Genomic DNA, 18,497 nt, shown 5'->3' with positions numbered 1-18,497 from the left:
TACTGGGGTCTGTTGACCTTCCAGGATTAAAACCTGTTCTATCTGAGGGCGATTTAATCAGCTAAAATTCTAAATTTTTTTTGCGCAATGAGTAAGCCTCGCTCATCAACCACATCAACGCGCCAATTCCCTAGCTGGGAATCCATAATATTTTTAGTTGAGTAAGTTCGGTAGCGCGGAGAAGTAACTTTGAGCGACACTTCCGCCATCACTTCCCCTTCAAATAACCAAATGTGCTTTACCTGCTGACCTTGTAAGTTTTTAAGCTCACTAAAAAATGACAATGATTCTTCAAATTGGCTTAAACGCACATCGGCGGCAAATACATTGGTTGGTTCACGATTACTCACACTGCGTGTCAATACGGCGCGGCTAATAGTAGCTGTATCTATTTTGGCACCTATGGCCACACTCGCAATTTGTGCTGATTCAGCAAATACTTTTTGCTCAGCCGGTTTTTCACTGGCCGTTTCGGTTTCAGGCGTTTGGTTATCTGTTGCAGCCATGGCTGCTTCTTCAGGCTCAGCAGTGAGCGTTGGCTCTACTTCTTGCTCAATATTACTTTGTTGAACTTTAGGCTCTGATGTTACTTGTTCGGTAATAGGAGCTGGTCTTTGCTCATCTGGGGAAAGGATTTTAGGTGCTGCAATTGCGACACCGCTCAGCGGCTCCTCACCAGCATCTGTTGCGTTTTCACTTTCTGCTGATGCTGCAGTATCATCGCTTAGCGACACAATTGCGGTTTGTTGCTCAGTAAAATCGAGCTGCTCATGAGGATGCGGCGCCCCTTGATCAGCATTCACAGCGCTAGACAGGCCGTAAATAACCGCTGCAGAGGTCATAATCACCAACATAGAAATACTCACAATACGACGCCAATGCCACTCATAGCTCACGCTGGGTTCACTAACCTGTGGTTCACGTTTTACATTTGCTGTTATTACTATTTTTTGACTCATTTTGACCCTCAGCGGCTCCTAAACTAACTTAAGCGAGAAATTAACCATTGGCGCACAGCTTGTAACTCTTGTGTACAAACCTGATGCCCCATTGGGTATTCTTGCCAACTTACATCCATGTTATGCGTTGATAACACTTCAAACGCACTTCTACCCGCGCTATGCGGTACAACGTCATCTTGGCTCCCATGAGCCATAAATATATTTAGCTGTGTTTGCTTTGCTTCATCAGCCAATTTATGTGGCACACACATATAGGTTGATAGTGCCATAACGCCAGCAAGCTTTTGCTCTAAACGCGGGGCTAAATGTAGCGATATGACGCCACCTTGTGAAAATCCCGCTAAAATAATTTTGTTCGCCGGTATGCCGTTAGCAATTTCTTGCGTTATTAATTGCTCAACTTTTGCTGCAGATTCCCTAACCCCCTGTTCATCTGCACGTTTGTCTAAATCCATCGATTTAATGTCATACCATGAGCGCATTTGCATACCGCCGTTAATAGTAACAGCCTGCATAGGCGCATGCGGAAAGATAAAACGCACACCTAGTTCACTGGGTAAATCGAGCTGTGGCGCTACTGGGGCAAAACCATCACCTGAATCACCCAAACCATGTAACCAAATAACCGTGGCTTTATGCGTCCCCTGAGCTGGGTATTGAACAAACTCTAAACTCATAGCGATGATTGCCACTTAATTTCTTGACCCGCTTGACGTGTTGACGCTTCATTGATGAAACTCCAAAACTCTGCGCCTGAGCGGTTATCGATCCATTGACCATCACGCATTTCAAAATGGTGACCATTAAATTTTGTTGCCACCCACACTTGATGCAACGGTGCTTGCTTATTAATCACAATTTTACTGCGATCTGGAAAAATAATTTCTAAAATACCTTGAGCCGATTCATAATCTAAATCTGCTTCACAATCATCAACTTGTTCTTCAATTGTGAACATAAGAGCTTCTGCTAACTGGTGATATTCGTGATCAGTCATCGTTAATTTCCTTTCAGGCAAGACGCCTAAATAATGGGTGCATGTTTGTACAGCTAGTGTAACAGGAATAAAATCATCCGCGAATAGCTGCATTTTTTAGATATTCTGTTACTCTGCGATTATAAAGCCAGCAACCGTATTAATCTAATGAAAGCGACATATACCTTACAATTAAAACAACTATTAATCAGCACCGTTTTGTTGTGTGCGTTAGCTGGCTGTGGTCAAAGCGGCCCGCTGTACTTACCAGAGCAGCCTACTGAACAAAATCAGCCAACAGACACCCCCAAAAAGCAAACACCTATTGAGCAAAAACAGGAGCAGTAAATGGATTTTTTTAATTATAAAAACAACCAACTATTTGCTGAAAATGTCAGCGTAGCAACGATTGCACAGCACTATGGTACACCGTGTTATGTGTATTCAAGAGCGACGTTTGAACGCCATTATTTAGCGTTTGCTAATGCAGCTCAAGATCATAAAAGCCTAGTGTGCTACGCCGTTAAAGCAAATTCAAATATTGCAGTATTAAATATACTGGCGCGACTTGGTGCGGGTTTTGACATTGTTTCAAAAGGCGAGCTCGCGCGGGTCATTAAAGCGGGAGGCGCAGCCAATAAAGTGGTGTTTTCTGGGGTTGCTAAAACCGCTGACGAAATTGCTTATGCGTTAGAATTAGGTATTAAATGTTTTAACGTTGAATCAATCTCAGAGCTTGAGCGCATTTCAGAAGTAGCCTGTGAGCTTAATCTAGACGCGCCAATTTCTATTCGTGTTAATCCTGATATTGACGCTAAAACACACCCGTATATTTCTACTGGCTTAAAAGAAAACAAATTTGGCATTGGTATCGAAACCGCGTTAAGTGTATATCAACATGCTGCGTCGTTACCTGGCTTAAATATTGTTGGGGTTGATTGTCACATTGGCTCACAGCTGACACAAACCAAACCGTTTTTAGAGGCGCTTGATAAACTACTGGCATTAATTGATGAGTTAAAAAATACAGGTATTGAGTTAAGCCATTTAGATATTGGTGGAGGCCTTGGCGTAACCTACGACGACGAACAGCCTCCCCACCCGAGTGAGTATGCAGCACAAGTAACACAGCGCCTTACCAATTATCGCCACCTTGAACTGATTTTTGAACCAGGACGGGCTATTGCCGCCAACGCTGGGATTTTAGTGACTCAAGTTGAGTTTATTAAGCAAAATCAAGACAAGTATTTTGCGATTGTTGATGCGGGTATGAACGACATGTTGCGCCCATCACTTTATCAAGCTTGGCAAAAAATTATTCCTGTCTCGGTGCGTGATGACGAAACACCTACCCACAACTATGATGTAGTTGGGGCCGGTGTGTGAAACCGGTGACTTTTTAGGTAAAGACCGCCCTCTAGCACTCAAGCAAGGTGACTTGTTAGTGCAGCGTAGCGCTGGAGCGTACGGCTTTACAATGAGTTCAAATTATAACTCACGCCCACGGGTTGCCGAAATAATGGTAGATGGTGAGCAACATCATCTTATTCGCGAACGCGAAACCATCGAAAGCCTATACCAAGGTGAGAAAATTTTACCATAAACGTTTTTGTTACCTAGCTGCTCTGTGGCATGATTAGCACAGAGCAAAACCGAATTAGAGCGCTATGTTAGTTAATTTTTCCAAAATGCACGGCTTAGGTAACGACTTTGTTGTGATTGATAATATTACACAAAACGTTTTTTTATCCCGTGATCAAATCAAAAAGCTGGCCGATCGCCATTTCGGCATTGGGTTTGACCAATTACTGATGGTTGAAGCCCCTTACTCACCCGATCTCGATTTTCACTATCGGATTTTTAATGCCGACGGCCACGAAGTAGAACAATGTGGTAATGGCGCCCGTTGCTTTGCCCGCTTTGTACGCATGAAAGGCTTAACCAATAAGCATAAAATTAGCGTTTCAACTAAATCTGGTAACCTCACCCTGTATATTGAAAAAGACGGCCAAGTAACGGTTAACATGGGACACCCTAATTTTGAGCCGAGCAAAATCCCGCTCAAAGCAACCAAACGTGAGCTGACTTACATTATTCGTGCAGAAGAGCATACCGTTTTTAGTGGTGCTGTTTCTATGGGTAACCCGCATTGCGTCATGGAAGTAGACGACATTGAAACGGCACAAGTGAGTACCCTTGGCCCGTTGCTTGAAAATCATGAACGTTTTCCACAGCGCGCAAATATTGGCTTTATGCAGGTTATTTCTCAAGAACACATTAAACTCAGAGTGTGGGAACGTGGTGTAAGCGAAACACTTGCTTGTGGTACCGGTGCATGTGCCGCTATGGTGATTGGCTTTATTCAAAACAAGCTCACCAGCACAGTGCAAGTTGATTTACCAGGCGGTAGCTTACAAGTTCGCTGGAGTGGCGAAGGCCACCCAGTGCGTATGACAGGCCCCGCTGAACATGTATTTGATGGGCAAGTTGCACTATGAGTGAATTAACTAAACAGCAAGTAATAGATTACTTACAACAGCACCCTGATTTTTTAATAAATCAACCTGCGCTATTAGCGCAACTTGAGTTACAACAGCAAGTTCAGGGTGCGACTTCGTTAGTACATATTCAGCAACGTCAACTACGTGAACACAATACTCAGTTAAAACATCAAATCGAGACGATGACCAAGCATGCCACGCAAAATGAACTCGTGTACCGCTTGTTCAGTCAATGCCATCGTCAGCTTTGGAGCAATTACGACTTTAATACTTTGGCAAGTAACTTACGCAACATTATTTGCATGAGCCCGACTATCAATGAGTGCAAACTCGTAAGATACGACAGCGCGTTTGAGGGCTTAGTAGAGCATAGATTGTCAGATAGTAATCATTATTTAGGGCGGGTAAATCAGCAAGAGCGCGACTTACTCTTTAACGATGATACCCAATCGGCCGCCCTGTATTTAATTGGCGAACCTACTAACCCCTACGCAATTTTGGCTTTTGGCAGCCACGATGAGAACCACTTTGAGCCCTCACAAGATAACTTATTTGTGTTAGATTTTGTACGCTCATTACAAATACGGTTACTGGAACTGGCATGAGCGACGACACGCCAAATATTAGCGACTTAAGCGATAACTGGCGTACACCCATCACGTTATTTAGTGATTACTTAAAATTTGAACGCCAGTATTCAGCGCACACCGTCAATCAATATGTTAGCCAATTAGGTTTTGCCGCCTTGTATTTTAATAAGCTATGCGACAATTGGTTTGCCGTACAAAGTGAGCACATTCGCCGTTACAGCATGGCGCTGCGCGCTAAGCAACTGAGCGGCAGAACAATCAGCTTAAAGCTAAGCTGCATTCGAAGTTTATATAAGTTTTTAAAAGCAAAAAATATTACTGAGCAACCGCATTACCATAACCCCGTGCAAGGGATAAAAGGCCCTAAATTTGCCAAGCCTTTACCTAAAAATCTTGATGTTGACCAAATGGCACGTTTACTCGAAATACCCGATGACGATCCACTTGCCATTCGAGATAAAGCCATGATGGAACTCATGTATTCATCAGGTCTGCGCATTAGCGAGTTAGTTGGTGCTAACATGCAGGATATAAACGCCCGTAATGGTGAAATACTGGTACGTGGTAAAGGTGCAAAAGAACGCCTAATACCGGTTGGCTCTAAGGCCCTTGAGGCATTAAAGAAATGGCTCGCGGTTCGGCCGCTATTTATGGGCGCAGACGAACACGCGGTATTTTTAAGTAGTAAAAAAAACCGTATCTCTGTGCGCCAAGTCCGTTTGCGAATGCAAGAATGGGGCATTAAACAAGGTATAAGCTCACAAGTGCATCCGCATAAATTACGCCATTCATTTGCGTCGCATATTTTAGAATCGTCTGGCGATTTACGAGCAGTACAGGAGCTATTAGGCCACAGTAGTTTATCTGCAACCCAAGTTTATACTCATTTAGATTTTCAACACTTGGCTAAGGTGTACGACAACACCCATCCACGTGCTAAAAAACGGACCGATTAGGGTAATAACCATGATCCGATTTAATCGCGCAATTTCTCCTTTTTCTGTACTAAGCTTTGACTTAGACGACACCTTATACGACAACCGCCCAATCATAACCGCAGCCGTTCAGGCACAAATTGATTATTTAAATGCGCTGCCAGGCTATAAAAAACAGGGGCCACAGTTTTGGCAACAATGCCGTGAGCGAGTTGTTCAACACCAACCTGAACTCATTGATAACGTCACTCAGTGGCGTAAACATACCCTACGCTTAGTTTTGTCTGAGCTTGGTTTTAAAGACGATGAAGTAGAGCATCATGCACACAGTGCTTATCAAGCATTTGCTGATGCGCGCAGTAATATTGAAGTGAGCGAAGACGTACTAACATTGCTCGATAAACTAAGCCAGCACTACAAATTAATTGCCATTACTAACGGTAATGTAGAGGTTGAGCGATTTAATTTAAAAGATAAGTTTGAACTGGTGCTGCAAGCTGGCTTGCACGGTAAAGCTAAACCACATACGACCTTATTTGATCAAGCTGCAACACATTTGCGTATTAACAACAGTGAAATTTTACACATAGGTGACAGCCTTGATAGCGATGTGCAAGGTGCTAATAACGCTGGCTGCCAGTCTGTGTGGTTAAATAATCAAGCACAAGCCTATGCCTACAAAGGACTTGCTGATATTGAAATAACCAACATTCATGCGTTAACCCACTTAATTGGTAAATAAACTATGCTTGTTTTATTGGCTCAATTGAATATAAATCAATCACAAGATAGGTTAGGGGTAATTACTTAACAATATCTTATAATAACAAGGACAGCGTATGACACTCACAAACTACTTAACAACGCTCGCGAATGAGCCTAAGAGCATTGGTTTTGCTGATACTATGGCCATTATTGATGCGCATTATACTTTTACAGCGTGCAGTTTTAGTAACCATGGGTTATTGAGCTCTGCGAGTGAAAATAACGGTTCATGCAAAATTTTTGCGTTTGCTAAGCTCAATGGTATTAGTAAGCAAAATACATTAGATTGTTTTGGGGCATTTTATCGCGAAGACGTACTAAACAACCCAGATGCAGACGATCACATGAATATTCGCACCTTTATGTTAGCGCCTGAAGCCACCCCATTTTTAGGTATTACCTTTGATGGTACGCCATTAACAGCAAAAAAATAACGCTCCAATCAGCGTTATTTAGCCACTATTAGCGGTTTTTCCATAAAGTAACGAGTGCCATTAAGTGGGTAATTATCAAGTTGATATTTAACTTGGTAACCCCGTTTTTCATAAAAAGGCTTGGCTTGAAAATCTAAGGTGTCAAGCTGAGCCTGAACGGCACCCATTTCAATTGCTGCATTTTCAAGTGATGTTAATAACGAATCAGCCAAGCCATTGCCTCGTGCAGATTCATCGCACCATAACCAGCTTATTAGCAACCAGTTACCAAACACATGACCGCTTATGCCTGCAACTAACTCACCTTGTTTATCGAGATATTTAAAGCCAAGAGGTTGACGCTGTGCGTCGAAGTGCTGAGCATTAAACTCAAGCATGTGCGCGCGCAGTGCTTGATTTAATTGCTCAGAATTATCGGGATGTAATAGGTACATTGGATGATTTCAAATAAAGCTATATTAGCAAATACCTGACATTAAAACAGGTTGTTTTGCCCAAAGGGCACTTCGAGCATATTACTGGAAATTTTTTCTGGTTGACCACACATTTCATCATAAGCACTGGTGTGCCTTAGCATCATTTGTGCATAGGCGATATCTTCAAAGCGTTTTTGAATATGTAATGGGCTTGGTGCCTTCACAAATTCACCATTACTTTCTTGTACGTAGTATTCAACATTATTTATGACAACAGACACTTGGTACAAGGCCATTTCCAGTGAATGAACAACCACTTTTTGTAATGGCTGATGCTTTTTTAGTTCTGAAAATTGAATACCCATAGTAACCTACCTACTGTTAAATTAACTGTCCAAGTAATCAATACGCAGCTTTGCTATAATCGCGATCAATATTTTTTAATTACACGGCATTATGGATACAAAAATTCGACTCGCTAAATACATTGCCCATGCCGGTGTTTGCTCACGAAAACAAGCGTCGCGCTTGATTGATGAAGGCGTTGTCATGGTTAATAATCGCCCCGCTAATCATATTGATCATGTCGACGAAAACGACCGTGTTATCGTTAATGGTCACGCCATTAAAGGCCCAGCCGATTTAGTGTACTTTGCCTATCACAAACCGGTAGGGATTGACTGTAAACTCAATCAGCACGACCCAAGCAGCCTTATTCATCATTTACCGCAACTAACACGGGTATACCCTATTGGTCGCCTTGATAAAGACTCACGCGGATTGCTTATTTTGACCAATGATGGAGATTTTTGTAACCAGCTGATCCATCCAGACTTTCATCAACCTAAACGCTATTTAGTCACCGTCAATAAACCTTTAGATGCGGATTTTTGCGAAAAAATGGCTGCAGGCGTCCCTGTCGATAAGCAAATGACTTTGCCGTGTGAGGTGACTAAAATCACTGACAATCAGTTTAGTATTATTTTAAAACAAGGACTCAACAGGCAAATTCGTAAAATGGCGCATTACTGTGGTTACAAAGTGATTGATTTATACCGCGTACAAATAAGTGAATTACTGTTAGACCATTTAAATTTACCTGAAAACCAGTTTATAAAAATTAATAAAAGCGACATTTTAGGCTAACAAGCTCACGCTCCCCCCCTCACTTTAATGCGATAAAAAATATAAAATAAACCTGCAAAAATAGATTACAAATGTAGTCTTAAATTAAAGATTACACTTGTAGGCAATAAAATGATCGAATTATCAAAAGCAGAATTTGAAGTGCTGGACGCACTCTGGATTAACTACCCCGCCACAGCCAGCCAAATTATTGAGCGTTTAAGTGACGATAAACAATGGCACGAAAAAACCATTAAAACCTTATTGGGTCGTATTGCCCCTTTGGTAAGTGGCTTCGCTAAATCGGATCAACTCTCTCAGCAAGATATAAACGAGCTTAAAAAAGTCATTGATGACTGGGAAAATAATCAAAAGTAAGGAGTTTGCATGGTAATTTAAATAGGATTTAATTGGCTCATTGAACAGCTGCTATTATTAAGTCTGTTGTTTGCAGGGTTTGTTTTACTTGAGCGCTTTGGCTTAAAAACCCTTGGTTCACGCTTTGTGTATAAATTAGCTTGGTTAATACCTGTATCAGTTCTGTTGGCTAATTTACCTAGTGCAATTAAGCCACTACAAAATAGCAGCATTAGTTACTATTTAATTACACCTAATCAGGTACTTACAAACGACTTGAGTGTTAGTTTGGCGCTACTGTATGTCATTATTACTACGATCTTATTAATTGCCGCTGTTGTTACCCATACCCGATTTGTCAAAGGCCTACAGCTCACTGAATTAGCGCACTTTAAGCAAGTAACAGTAGGAGTACAAACTTATACCAGCGCTCAGGTGGCTACGCCCATGGTCATTGGTGTTTTTAATAGCAAACTGGTATTGCCGCACAATTATAATACTCTGTTTGATAAAGCTACATTGGCGCTTATTTTAGAGCACGAAAATGTGCATATAAAACGCAAAGATAACCTAACAAATGCGCTGCTATTACTGGCTACAATTTTAATGTGGTTTAACCCTTTAGCTTGGATGGCTTACGCAAGCTTTAGACGCTTACAAGAGCTGACTTGTGATGAACGGGTACTAAGCAATAAAACCACAAAGCAACTGATTTTATACAGCAAAGCCTTAATAAACTGCGCTGCCAATGCGCCAGCGGGTCTGATGGCTTATTCTCGTTATAAACTGACGGCGATCATGCCAATAGCGGCTCCCATGCCTACCAGCCAAGTGATCGAGCGAATAATATCGAGGTTTAAATAATAAAAAGTACAAAATAAAATACGCGCTACAATATGCGTCATCGCTAAAGTTTCGGTTACGGCATTAACATTGTTTGTGCCTAATACAGCAGCCAAAGCAACGGCAAAAACCGCTAACGATTCAAAACAATTTTGATGAGCAGCCAGCGCCCGTGCTCCGAGTCCTGTAAGTTGTGTTTGTTGTTGCCGCGGATGTTTATTATCGTAACCACCGAGCTTATTCATTTCAATAATAGCTGGGATCCTTGCAACATAAGGCATGATCACTGCAATTAAGGCGCAAACCAATAAAATCGTCATTATCATTCTCGAGTTATTATTTATGACCCAAAATAACACAGCAAATAGAAAAAAGCCGCCAAATATAAATAACCTGAGCTCTGGCGGCTAGCAGTAACATCCCTCACACTATAGCCGATTTAAGCAGTGCGTCACTGTGGCAAATTGTCGCAGGTGATGAATATTCATTATGCCTTTTTGATGGTCGCTTTCATGTCACAGTACTGCTAAATTACTCCTCCGCTTTTTTGTATGTTATTTAAGATGATTTGGATTTTACTCACTATTTTTGCCGCATTTATGCAGTCATGGCGTAATGCGCTGCAAAGTAAATTAAGCGCTCATGTCAGCGTTGCTGGCGTTACTCTAGCCCGCTTTATTGTCGCAAGCCCTATTGCAGGGCTGTATTTATATGCGCTTTATTATTACCAAGATGCGCCTCTCCCTTCGTTTAACCCTTTATTTATTAGCTATATTATTGGGGCCAGCATAGTGCAAATTATTGCCACGGGGCTCATGGTGAAGTTGTTTAAAATGAACAATTTTGCAGTAGGCGCCGGCCTTGCTAAAAGCGAAGCGCTAATGGCGGCGATATTAGGGTTACTATTTTTTGGTTCGGCGCTTTCATTTTTAGGTTGGATTGGTGTATTTATTGGCGCACTCGCTGTATTGCTATTAAGCGGCATTGCGAATGTGAAACATTTTAGCTTAAAAACCGCCTTAACAGGGCTTGCCTGCGGTACTTCGTTTGCGTTGTCATCGTCATGGATCCGCGAAGCGAGTTTAAGCTCGGGTATAGCTTTTCCTTATGCACCAGCGTGGGTTTTGTTACTGATTATTAGCTTGCAAACACTGATGTTATGTATATACATTGCTTTAAAAGAGCGCCATACCTTTAAAATGATTTATCAATATAAGAAAATGACAAGTGCAGTGAGTGTATTTAGCTGCTTAGGATCGGTCGGCTGGTTTAGTGCCATGAGCTTACAGCATGTCGCCTATGTAAAAACGCTCGGTCAAATAGAAGTGTTTTTTACCATGTTAATCTCGATTTTATGGCTAAAGCAGCCGCTAAAGCGCCAAGATAGTGCGGGGCTAGTGCTGATCGCAGTGGCTGCCATCTTGGTTATGCTGCCAAGTAGTTAAAAAAAGCGCAGGTATAAACCTGCGCTTGTTTTTTAATCTAACAATTAATGACTAATTTTTAAGGTGATGACACCACAAATAATCATTAACACACCAGCAATACGGCCAAACGTGGCTGCATCACCGTAAAATAATATACCCACTAAAAACGTACCAGCAGCACCAATACCCGTCCATACTGCGTACGACGTGCCCATAGATATTTGCTTTTGCGCCAACCACAACATAAAGCCGCTCGCGACCATAAACGCAATGGCAATCGCTATGCCCTGCCAACGAGTTTCAGGGGTTTGAGAAATTTTTAACCCTATAGGCCAGCCAATCTCAAGTAACCCAGCAATAATTAAATACATCCACGCCATTAAATATCTCTCTTTTTCAATATCACTTCATACAAATCGTGACGGCGGTCTTTTAAGTTACGCACGGTACCTTCACTGTGAAGAATTTTTAACTTATCCATATCTAAGTCGCTAAATAATAACATTTCTGTATTGGTGGTGGCTTCATTTAGTGTGGCATCGTGCGGAAATGAAAAGTCCGATGGGGTTAGTACCGCCGACTGTGAAAACTGCACATCTAAGCTTTCTACTTCAGGTAAGTTACCCACAGAGCCTGCAATAACCACATAACATTCGTTTTCAATGGCACGTGCTTGGGCACAATGGCGTACACGCAAGTAACTATTTTTAGTGTCAGTCCAAAATGGCACAAATAAAATATCCAAACCTTGGGTGGCCAAAATACGTGACAACTCAGGAAATTCGACATCATAACAAATTTGAATACCTACACGGCCTGCATCTGTATCGAATACAGCAATTTTATCACCGCCTTGGATCACCCAATCGTTTTGTTCATGCGGGGTAATATGAATTTTACGTTGCTCGTCTATTTTACCGCTGCGATGGCATAAATAACTAACGTTATATATTTTATCGTCTTCGGCAAGCGGCATTGAACCGGTAATAATGTTGGCGTTGTATTCTATCGCCATACGCGACATGGCGTTTTTAAAGGTCTCTGTGTATTCGGCTAAATACCGAATTGCCTCGGTTTGATTGCTTTGCTCGGTTAATCCCATCAGTGGCGCATTAAAAAACTCAGGGAATAAAATAAAATCGCTTTTGTAATCAGATACCGTATCAACAAAGTATTCAACTTGCTTAAGCATTTCTTCAACCGATTCAACACAGCGCATTTGCCACTGCACAGCCCCTACCCGTACGATTGATTTAGTTGACTCAATAACGGTGTCGGTTGGCTCATACATAATGTTATTCCACTCAAGTAATGTGGCATAACCTACTGATTCTTGATCCTCTGGAAGGTACTTTTTAAGTAAACGCTTTACCTGAAAATCGTTAGCCAATTGAAAGCTCAATATAGGATCGTATATCTCTTTTTGATCGACCTTAGCAATGTATTCCATCGGGGTCATTTCACTGCTGTGATTGTAATAACGCGGAATACGCCCACCCGCTAAAATAGCGCGTAAATTATACTGACGGCACAATTCTTTTCGCGCATCATATAAACGGCGTCCTAAACGCATGCCACGGTATTGCTCACTAATAGCAACATCCAAACCGTATAAAGCATCCCCTGTGGTGTCGCTAAATACACGGTCGTGGCCATCGGCAATATCTTCATAGGTATGCGGGTTTGAAAAACGTGCATAATCCACTTGGACACTCAGCGCTAAACCCACCAGCACGCCATCATCAACAATACCAATTTGCCCTTCAGGGAACTGATCGATGAGTCTAAAAATAGTATGGCTTGGCCATGCTCCGCCTAGGTCGGGGTAAGCTTCGTCCATCAAGGTTTTAATTTGTGGGTATTGTTCTCGGGTTAAGTTACAAATTTCAAGATGGGTTTTTTCTGCCGACATACGCAACTCCTTGGGGCATGTAAGAATCAAAAAAGCTGAACACATGCTCAGCTTTATTAGGTTTATGCGTTTTTATTCGCGCTTTGCGCTACTTTAAACTGCGATAAAAAAGTGTGGTTACGCGCTCTTTAGGTAACCAATTTGCATATTCAAGGCCAAGTTCTGATAATGGATCGGCTTTGAGGACTTGCTCTAAACTGGCATCGTTTTGCATAGCATTAAGCATAACATCTTTCGCTTTTTGTACCAGCTTACGATACGTCATTAGCCCTGAACGGTCGCTTATCGGGCCATGCCCTGGAATAACGGTTGTTTTTTCATCAATTTGTTTAATCACATCATCAACCGCCGCTAAAACACCATTAACACTACCGCCACTATCTACATCAACAAAAGGTAAGCTTCCAAAGTTAAAATATATATCGCCCATGTGCACTATGTTGTCGTTACTAAAAAAGATAACCGAGTCGCCATCTGTGTGTGCATTTGAGTAGTGCACAACATGCGCATGCTCATTGTTAAAGTGCAGTTTTAAATCATGGCCAAAACTAATACGCGGTAAGTAATCAGAACCCTCACCATGTTTTTCTTTTAAGCGTTTGTGCACATTGTCGTGAGCAATCACATGTGCGCCCGCTTTGGCAAAGTTCTCGTTACCCCCAGTATGGTCACCATGATGGTGTGTGTTAATTACAAACTCGGCACTGCCTGGCTTTAATTCGCTAATGGTTTTTTTAATATCGTCGGAAAGCTTGGCAAACTGATCGTCAATAATATAAATACCATCATCCCCCACGCTTGCGGCAATGTTACCGCCTTGGCCAAATAACACGTAAACATGTTCACTTAATTGTGTAGCCGTAACAGGGTTTTCATCCGCAAATGCATGATTGCTTAACAGTAAACTGGTGATTAATGCCGGTAGTAATTTTTTCATTTTTGTTTTCCTATAATTGCTTTATCTGGGTTATAAAACGTTATTACTACTTATTTAGCTCACTTTGCATCCAAGGCTAGTCGTTCATTGGTGTAATTTCAATTTGATGCATTAATGCTTGCGGTAATAATGGCGTGTGCTTACCTTTTAGATATTCATCAAAGCCAGCTCGGTAAAATTCAGAAAGTGGGTGCCCTGATTGCCCACCCGGAATCGTTAAAATAGCATTCTTTAAGTGCCCAGGCTGAACAATAAAACGCTGTGATGCGCCAAAACTACGTTTTTGCACCGCTGGCATATAACTGTCACCAAACCCGGGCGCTGTTGGCATGTTAAGTAACTTACTTAGTATGGGCATTTGTTTAGCAAACGGGTGCTCAATCGCTAATTCGTTTACTTTTCCCCACTGCCAGTTTTGTATGTTATTACCAAACCGTGATGTTAACTGCGTGAGTGTTTGCTCAAAGGCACCCTGTAATTGCTGCTCCCAATTAGTAAACTGCGGATTAACCCAACTTGTTGGCTGAGCCTTTATTAACTGCCAAACAGCAGGCTCTAAATCACGTTTCACATATTTTAATGTGCCATCTTGCTGGTTGAGTGTTGTCTCAATACTGCTAAATAGAATATTAATCAGTTCATCACGATACGTCTTTACTAAGGTATACCCTATTGATTGCGGGCAAGCGCATTGCTGCCAGTTTTCGAGGGCATTTATGTGATCTTTATAGCGCGTGGGCTGCTTTTTTAACTGCTCAAGCAATAAGGCATGCCAAGGCATTAAAAATCGTGCTTGGTTATCTAACTGCAACTGATAAAAATCACTTTCATTAAAGCGTTGTTTTTCAAATAACCTATCACGAATTTGCGTTGCACGGGCTCCAAGCGCATAGCCGCCATTACCAAAACGGACGTTATCATCAACAGATACCACTCGAGAATTACCTGTCCATAATCGCCCGTTTTCAGGATTTTTAATAAAAGGTCGATCGATTTCGTTTTGCTGCCAAAGCGCAGAGTAATCTTCTTCTTTTACGGCTAATTCATTGGGTGTTGTTCGCGCAGGTATGCCGCCCATATTTTTCCATGCTGCATTTCCTTGGTCATCGACCACCAGCAGGTTTTGCACAGGAATGCCTACGTCACTTGCAATATCAAGCGCATCATCAACAGTCTGTGCTTGCTCAAGCTGTAATAGCTGCATATTAACGGCGTATGGTTGATGTGCAGCCCAGCTCAGTGCGTAAGGCTTTTCATTGATGTATTTTACCGGACCATATTCACTGAGCGTAAGGGAGTAACTTTCTACTTTGCCACTGGGTAATGCAATGGACTCATCTACTTGCCACATTTTGCTATCGCTATTAAGCGCAATCCAATCGGCGGTATCTAAATACCCGTTGGTAAACCCCCATGCAACGTTGTTATTTGTGCCTACTACAATCGCCGGCGCTCCCGGAAGCGAGACACCCGTTACCTGCATGGGTTTATTATTTAATGAATAGTTTAATTGGGCTCGATACCAAATAACCGGCACAGCCATTGATAAATGCATATCATCAGAGAGCATCGCAGCCTGAGTGTTGGTTAAATTTGAGGTGACAGCCCAATTATTACTACCCACTTCCAAGTTAGCGGTAATGGGTTTAATCGCGGTGATTGGTTGCGATAAAAGTTCGGGGATTGGGTTATGCAAAAGAGCGAGCTGACTGCCATCCAATGCGGCTTGATATTGACTAGGCTGAGTTAAAAAACTTACCATTTCAGCCCCGTACTGCTGCTCTATTTGAATTAAAGCTTGGTCGCGCTCAAATGTAGATGACTGTAAATCAAGGTACATGCTAAAAATAACTAGTAAACTGTCTTCACTTTGCCAAGGCTTTTGCTCAGCCCCCGTGAGTAAATATTCAAAACTTGGGTACCCTACTTGTGCAAGGCCTTCATTTACACCTTGGGCATAACTGCGTAGCAGCTGTTTGTCGGCCTTCGGGAGGGTTTTTAAAATAGCTTGGCTGCGTTTACGTAATTGGTGAAAACGCATTTTTTTATCAAGCCCAAGCGCGGCTTCACCAAATAGCTCGCTTAGCTCACCTGCGGCATTACGTCTAAGTAAATCCATTTGAAAAAAGCGGTCTTGCCCGTGAGCATAACCTAAGCCATAGGCAGCATCGTGGCGAGTTGCTGCAGTAATAACAGCTTGGCCAAGCGTATCACGAGCGACTTTAACGGGCTGTGTCACTGCATCGCTTCGGCCTTTGCCATCAAGGGTAGGTAAACTTAGAGTCAACACGCCGTAAACAATTGCAGTACTGGCGAGCGCTAAAATCACAACAATTAATAGCAACCGTTTGATTACTTTAAACATAAACATACCCTTCAACTTTTTCAATAAACTATTATTAGCATATATTCATATTCATTCTATTAAAAACACTACGAAAAGCGGGTAAAGGGTGAAATAAACATCAAAATCCACGATAATACACAGTTCATGTATTGTGCAGACCTAGTTGAGATCAAAATGACTGAAAAAACATTTATTAAAGGTAAAGACCGCGATTTAGAATCGTCTATCTCTACCATGCAAAACAAGCTAAAAGCGCTAAATATTAATATTGAAGAAGCGCTGTGGCTTAACCCTGTAGCAAACTGTTATTCAGTTCATATAAAAGATAGCGACTGCGGTGTGATGTTTACTAATGGTAAAGGTGCCACTGATAAAGCCTCTATCGCCTCTGCGCTAGGTGAATATTTTGAGCGTTTAAGCTGTAACTACTTTTTTGCTGATTTTTACTTAGGCGAAGAATTTGCCAATGATGACTTTACTCATTATCCAAACGAGAAATGGTTTAAAGTTGAAAACGATGAAATACCACAGGGTATTATGGATGAAAGCTTATGGGATTATTTTGACCCAGAGCGTGAATTAACCGCATCACACCTTTATGACTTTAACTCTGGCAATTTTGAACGTGGTATTTGTTCTGTACCGTACACTCGTCAGCGCGACAACCAAGACATTTATATTCCGGTGAATGTGATTGGTAATATTTTTGTTTCTAATGGCATGAGTGCCGGTAATACTAAATTTGAAGCCCGTGTTCAGGGGTTATCTGAAGTATTTGAGCGCGCTATTAAAAACCGCATTATTGCCGAAGGTATCAGCTTACCAATCGTGCCTGAAGAGGTGGTAAAACAATACCCTAAAATTCATGAAGCCTGTGAAGAGCTGCGTAGCCATGGCTTCCATTTACGCATTGCGGATGCATCACTAGGCGGTAAATATCCAGTAATGAGCGTCACGCTTATAAACCCTGTTGATGGGTCAGTATTTGCTTCTTTTGGTGCTCACCCTTCATTTGAAGTAGCGCTAGAGCGTACCGTTACCGAATTACTGCAAGGTCGTCGCCTAGATCAACTTGACGTATTCCAACCTGCTACATTTGATAACGACGAAGTCGCTACTCCTGAGAACATTGAACTGCACTTTATTGATTCAAGCGGTTTAATTTCACATGACTTTTTCCGCTCTGAAGCAGATTTTGAATTTGTACATTGGGACTTTAGTGGTTCAACTGAGCAAGAATACAACTTCTGTACTGATTTAATTCATAGCATGGGTCACGATATCTATATTATGGATTACACCCACTTAAACGTGTATGCATGTCGTATTTTAGTTCCTGGTATGTCAGACATTTATCCTGTAGATGAGCTAATTTGGCGCAACAATAATGAAGGCGCTAAATTCCGCGAAGACTTCTTATCGCTTGATCAGTACGATAGCAAACAATGGATGGAAATTTACGACAACCTCGAAGAAGCAGGCCACAGCGATATTATTCGCGCAGCTGAATTCATTGGCTTAGCAACCGACGCCGATACACCTTGGCACACACTACGCATTGGTGAGCTTAAAGCACATTTATGCTTAGCGGCGGGTAATGAAGAAGCTATTGACTGGGTTGATTGGATTTTGCATACCGGCCAAGTAAACGACGAAGCGATGCGTCACTTTCGTTGCTTAAAAGCAATCCTTGAAATTAAATATGATGACGAGCGCGAATATGCAAGTTATCAAGATGCATTAGGTTTAATGTTTGGTAGCGACAATGTTACGCTTGCTATTGAAATTGCTGAAGGTCGTAAATTATTTAACGGCTTAACTTTCCCAGGCTTATCGCTTGAGGGCTTTAAAAAGCATGCAGCACTTCTTGATGGTTACCGCAAATTACACGTTGCAAAGCAACAACATTGGGCGCGCGAAATTAGCGACTCATAACCACACCTAAACTACTAATCATAAAAATAAAATGG

20 protein-coding genes and 2 pseudogenes are annotated in these 18,497 nt (G+C 41.8%); 12 read left to right on the top strand and 10 right to left on the bottom strand.

Annotation, left to right across the window (positions count from 1 at the left end; genetic code table 11):
- Positions 1-53 precede the first annotated feature (53 nt).
- Genes LOC50_RS14145 through cyaY form a run of 3 tightly spaced genes read right to left on the bottom strand, consistent with a single transcriptional unit; the run spans position 54 to position 1,959 of the window.
- Positions 54-959 carry a DUF2914 domain-containing protein gene (locus tag LOC50_RS14145; protein ID WP_250653395.1) on the bottom strand — a complete coding sequence of 302 codons (906 nt, stop codon included), beginning with the start codon at positions 957-959 and terminating at the stop codon, positions 54-56.
- A gap of 23 nt (positions 960-982) precedes the next feature.
- On the bottom strand, positions 983-1,639 hold the full coding sequence (locus tag LOC50_RS14140; RefSeq protein ID WP_036980847.1) for an alpha/beta hydrolase: 657 nt from the start codon (positions 1,637-1,639) through the stop codon (positions 983-985).
- Positions 1,636-1,959 carry an iron donor protein CyaY gene (cyaY, locus tag LOC50_RS14135; protein ID WP_013463729.1) on the bottom strand — a complete coding sequence of 108 codons (324 nt, stop codon included), beginning with the start codon at positions 1,957-1,959 and terminating at the stop codon, positions 1,636-1,638. Before cyaY ends, LOC50_RS14140 begins: the two co-directional genes overlap by 4 nt.
- Positions 1,960-2,106: 147 nt before the next feature.
- Between cyaY and lptM the strand changes: the two genes are divergently transcribed.
- The 7 genes and pseudogenes from lptM to LOC50_RS14100 all read left to right on the top strand — a co-directional run bounded on the left by lptM (position 2,107) and on the right by LOC50_RS14100 (position 7,163).
- Positions 2,107-2,286: an LPS translocon maturation chaperone LptM gene (gene lptM / locus LOC50_RS14130; protein ID WP_036980845.1), complete on the top strand. Its 180-nt coding sequence runs from the start codon at positions 2,107-2,109 to the stop codon at positions 2,284-2,286.
- Positions 2,287-3,541 (top strand): annotated as a pseudogene (gene lysA / locus LOC50_RS14125) (diaminopimelate decarboxylase).
- Positions 3,542-3,605: 64 nt separating this feature from the next.
- Positions 3,606-4,436, top strand: a complete 831-nt coding sequence (dapF, locus tag LOC50_RS14120; protein WP_013463726.1) for a diaminopimelate epimerase — start codon at positions 3,606-3,608, stop codon at positions 4,434-4,436.
- On the top strand, positions 4,433-5,044 hold the full coding sequence (locus LOC50_RS14115) for a DUF484 family protein (protein ID WP_076922602.1): 612 nt from the start codon (positions 4,433-4,435) through the stop codon (positions 5,042-5,044). Before dapF ends, LOC50_RS14115 begins: the two co-directional genes overlap by 4 nt.
- Positions 5,041-5,985: a tyrosine recombinase XerC gene (locus LOC50_RS14110; protein WP_250653394.1), complete on the top strand. Its 945-nt coding sequence runs from the start codon at positions 5,041-5,043 to the stop codon at positions 5,983-5,985. Before LOC50_RS14115 ends, LOC50_RS14110 begins: the two co-directional genes overlap by 4 nt.
- Before the next feature lie 10 nt (positions 5,986-5,995).
- Positions 5,996-6,706 (top strand): HAD-IA family hydrolase, encoded by a 711-nt coding sequence (locus LOC50_RS14105; protein WP_013463723.1) that lies wholly within the window; start codon positions 5,996-5,998, stop codon positions 6,704-6,706.
- Positions 6,707-6,803: 97 nt separating this feature from the next.
- Positions 6,804-7,163, top strand: a complete 360-nt coding sequence (locus LOC50_RS14100) for a HopJ type III effector protein (RefSeq protein ID WP_036980838.1) — start codon at positions 6,804-6,806, stop codon at positions 7,161-7,163.
- A gap of 14 nt (positions 7,164-7,177) precedes the next feature.
- On the opposite strand, the gene LOC50_RS14095 is transcribed toward LOC50_RS14100, so the two are convergent.
- Both LOC50_RS14095 and LOC50_RS14090 read right to left on the bottom strand, forming a co-directional pair.
- On the bottom strand, positions 7,178-7,597 hold the full coding sequence (locus LOC50_RS14095; RefSeq protein ID WP_033103665.1) for a GNAT family N-acetyltransferase: 420 nt from the start codon (positions 7,595-7,597) through the stop codon (positions 7,178-7,180).
- Positions 7,598-7,638: 41 nt separating this feature from the next.
- A complete protein-coding gene (locus LOC50_RS14090) occupies positions 7,639-7,944 on the bottom strand; it encodes a DUF6482 family protein (protein WP_036980836.1) in 306 nt (101 codons plus the stop codon).
- 91 nt (positions 7,945-8,035) lie between these two features.
- On the opposite strand from LOC50_RS14090, the gene LOC50_RS14085 reads away from it, so the two are divergent.
- The 3 genes and pseudogenes from LOC50_RS14085 to LOC50_RS14075 form a co-directional block, all read left to right on the top strand.
- Positions 8,036-8,725 carry a pseudouridine synthase gene (locus tag LOC50_RS14085; protein WP_036980835.1) on the top strand — a complete coding sequence of 230 codons (690 nt, stop codon included), beginning with the start codon at positions 8,036-8,038 and terminating at the stop codon, positions 8,723-8,725.
- A gap of 111 nt (positions 8,726-8,836) precedes the next feature.
- Positions 8,837-9,082 carry a BlaI/MecI/CopY family transcriptional regulator gene (locus LOC50_RS14080; RefSeq protein ID WP_250653393.1) on the top strand — a complete coding sequence of 82 codons (246 nt, stop codon included), beginning with the start codon at positions 8,837-8,839 and terminating at the stop codon, positions 9,080-9,082.
- A gap of 21 nt (positions 9,083-9,103) precedes the next feature.
- Positions 9,104-9,844 (top strand): annotated as a pseudogene (locus LOC50_RS14075) (M56 family metallopeptidase); the annotation flags it as partial.
- On the opposite strand, the gene LOC50_RS14070 reads toward LOC50_RS14075, so the two are convergent.
- Complete coding sequence (locus LOC50_RS14070) at positions 9,841-10,224, bottom strand: MAPEG family protein (RefSeq protein ID WP_033103663.1); 384 nt, start codon at positions 10,222-10,224, stop codon at positions 9,841-9,843. The pseudogene LOC50_RS14075 and the gene LOC50_RS14070 sit on opposite strands and share 4 nt — an antisense overlap.
- A 243-nt stretch (positions 10,225-10,467) precedes the next feature.
- Here LOC50_RS14070 and LOC50_RS14065 point away from each other — a divergent pair, with 243 nt between their 5' ends.
- Positions 10,468-11,349 (top strand): DMT family transporter, encoded by an 882-nt coding sequence (locus LOC50_RS14065; RefSeq protein WP_250653392.1) that lies wholly within the window; start codon positions 10,468-10,470, stop codon positions 11,347-11,349.
- Positions 11,350-11,393: 44 nt separating this feature from the next.
- On the opposite strand, the gene LOC50_RS14060 is transcribed toward LOC50_RS14065, so the two are convergent.
- The 4 genes from LOC50_RS14060 to LOC50_RS14045 all read right to left on the bottom strand — a co-directional run bounded on the left by LOC50_RS14060 (position 11,394) and on the right by LOC50_RS14045 (position 16,545).
- On the bottom strand, positions 11,394-11,711 hold the full coding sequence (locus tag LOC50_RS14060) for a DMT family transporter (protein WP_010392612.1): 318 nt from the start codon (positions 11,709-11,711) through the stop codon (positions 11,394-11,396).
- The gene (locus LOC50_RS14055; protein ID WP_069438758.1) at positions 11,711-13,243 is read right to left on the bottom strand and encodes a bifunctional GNAT family N-acetyltransferase/carbon-nitrogen hydrolase family protein; all 1,533 of its coding nucleotides are present in this window, start codon (positions 13,241-13,243) and stop codon (positions 11,711-11,713) included. Before LOC50_RS14055 ends, LOC50_RS14060 begins: the two co-directional genes overlap by 1 nt.
- 88 nt (positions 13,244-13,331) lie before the next feature.
- On the bottom strand, positions 13,332-14,180 hold the full coding sequence (locus LOC50_RS14050) for an MBL fold metallo-hydrolase (RefSeq protein WP_036980826.1): 849 nt from the start codon (positions 14,178-14,180) through the stop codon (positions 13,332-13,334).
- 76 nt (positions 14,181-14,256) lie between these two features.
- Complete coding sequence (locus LOC50_RS14045; RefSeq protein WP_250653391.1) at positions 14,257-16,545, bottom strand: penicillin acylase family protein; 2,289 nt, start codon at positions 16,543-16,545, stop codon at positions 14,257-14,259.
- Between the two features lie 156 nt (positions 16,546-16,701).
- On the opposite strand from LOC50_RS14045, the gene ycaO reads away from it, so the two are divergent.
- The gene (ycaO, locus tag LOC50_RS14040; RefSeq protein ID WP_036980823.1) at positions 16,702-18,462 is read left to right on the top strand and encodes a 30S ribosomal protein S12 methylthiotransferase accessory factor YcaO; all 1,761 of its coding nucleotides are present in this window, start codon (positions 16,702-16,704) and stop codon (positions 18,460-18,462) included.
- The last annotated feature ends 35 nt before the right edge of the window (positions 18,463-18,497 follow it).

It is taken from the genome of Pseudoalteromonas sp. SCSIO 43095 (assembly GCF_023650455.1).
Lineage (GTDB): Bacteria > Pseudomonadota > Gammaproteobacteria > Enterobacterales > Alteromonadaceae > Pseudoalteromonas > Pseudoalteromonas tetraodonis.
Note: the sequence above shows the minus strand (reverse complement) of the source record. Positions and strands in the feature narration are given on the sequence as shown.

Coding starts and splice junctions, on each gene's coding strand:
- LOC50_RS14145 (WP_250653395.1), bottom strand. CDS start 959: ATGAGTCAAAAAATAGTAATAACAGCAAATGTAAAACGTGAACCACAG.
- LOC50_RS14095 (WP_033103665.1), bottom strand. CDS start 7,597: ATGTACCTATTACATCCCGATAATTCTGAGCAATTAAATCAAGCACTG.
- LOC50_RS14115 (WP_076922602.1), top strand. CDS start 4,433: ATGAGTGAATTAACTAAACAGCAAGTAATAGATTACTTACAACAGCAC.
- LOC50_RS14055 (WP_069438758.1), bottom strand. CDS start 13,243: ATGTCGGCAGAAAAAACCCATCTTGAAATTTGTAACTTAACCCGAGAA.
- LOC50_RS14050 (WP_036980826.1), bottom strand. CDS start 14,180: ATGAAAAAATTACTACCGGCATTAATCACCAGTTTACTGTTAAGCAAT.
- cyaY (WP_013463729.1), bottom strand. CDS start 1,959: ATGACTGATCACGAATATCACCAGTTAGCAGAAGCTCTTATGTTCACA.
- ycaO (WP_036980823.1), top strand. CDS start 16,702: ATGACTGAAAAAACATTTATTAAAGGTAAAGACCGCGATTTAGAATCG.
- LOC50_RS14080 (WP_250653393.1), top strand. CDS start 8,837: ATGATCGAATTATCAAAAGCAGAATTTGAAGTGCTGGACGCACTCTGG.
- LOC50_RS14140 (WP_036980847.1), bottom strand. CDS start 1,639: ATGAGTTTAGAGTTTGTTCAATACCCAGCTCAGGGGACGCATAAAGCC.
- LOC50_RS14045 (WP_250653391.1), bottom strand. CDS start 16,545: ATGTTTAAAGTAATCAAACGGTTGCTATTAATTGTTGTGATTTTAGCG.
- LOC50_RS14085 (WP_036980835.1), top strand. CDS start 8,036: ATGGATACAAAAATTCGACTCGCTAAATACATTGCCCATGCCGGTGTT.
- LOC50_RS14105 (WP_013463723.1), top strand. CDS start 5,996: ATGATCCGATTTAATCGCGCAATTTCTCCTTTTTCTGTACTAAGCTTT.
- LOC50_RS14065 (WP_250653392.1), top strand. CDS start 10,468: ATGATTTGGATTTTACTCACTATTTTTGCCGCATTTATGCAGTCATGG.
- dapF (WP_013463726.1), top strand. CDS start 3,606: ATGTTAGTTAATTTTTCCAAAATGCACGGCTTAGGTAACGACTTTGTT.
- LOC50_RS14060 (WP_010392612.1), bottom strand. CDS start 11,711: ATGGCGTGGATGTATTTAATTATTGCTGGGTTACTTGAGATTGGCTGG.
- LOC50_RS14100 (WP_036980838.1), top strand. CDS start 6,804: ATGACACTCACAAACTACTTAACAACGCTCGCGAATGAGCCTAAGAGC.
- LOC50_RS14110 (WP_250653394.1), top strand. CDS start 5,041: ATGAGCGACGACACGCCAAATATTAGCGACTTAAGCGATAACTGGCGT.
- lptM (WP_036980845.1), top strand. CDS start 2,107: ATGAAAGCGACATATACCTTACAATTAAAACAACTATTAATCAGCACC.
- LOC50_RS14090 (WP_036980836.1), bottom strand. CDS start 7,944: ATGGGTATTCAATTTTCAGAACTAAAAAAGCATCAGCCATTACAAAAA.
- LOC50_RS14070 (WP_033103663.1), bottom strand. CDS start 10,224: ATGACGATTTTATTGGTTTGCGCCTTAATTGCAGTGATCATGCCTTAT.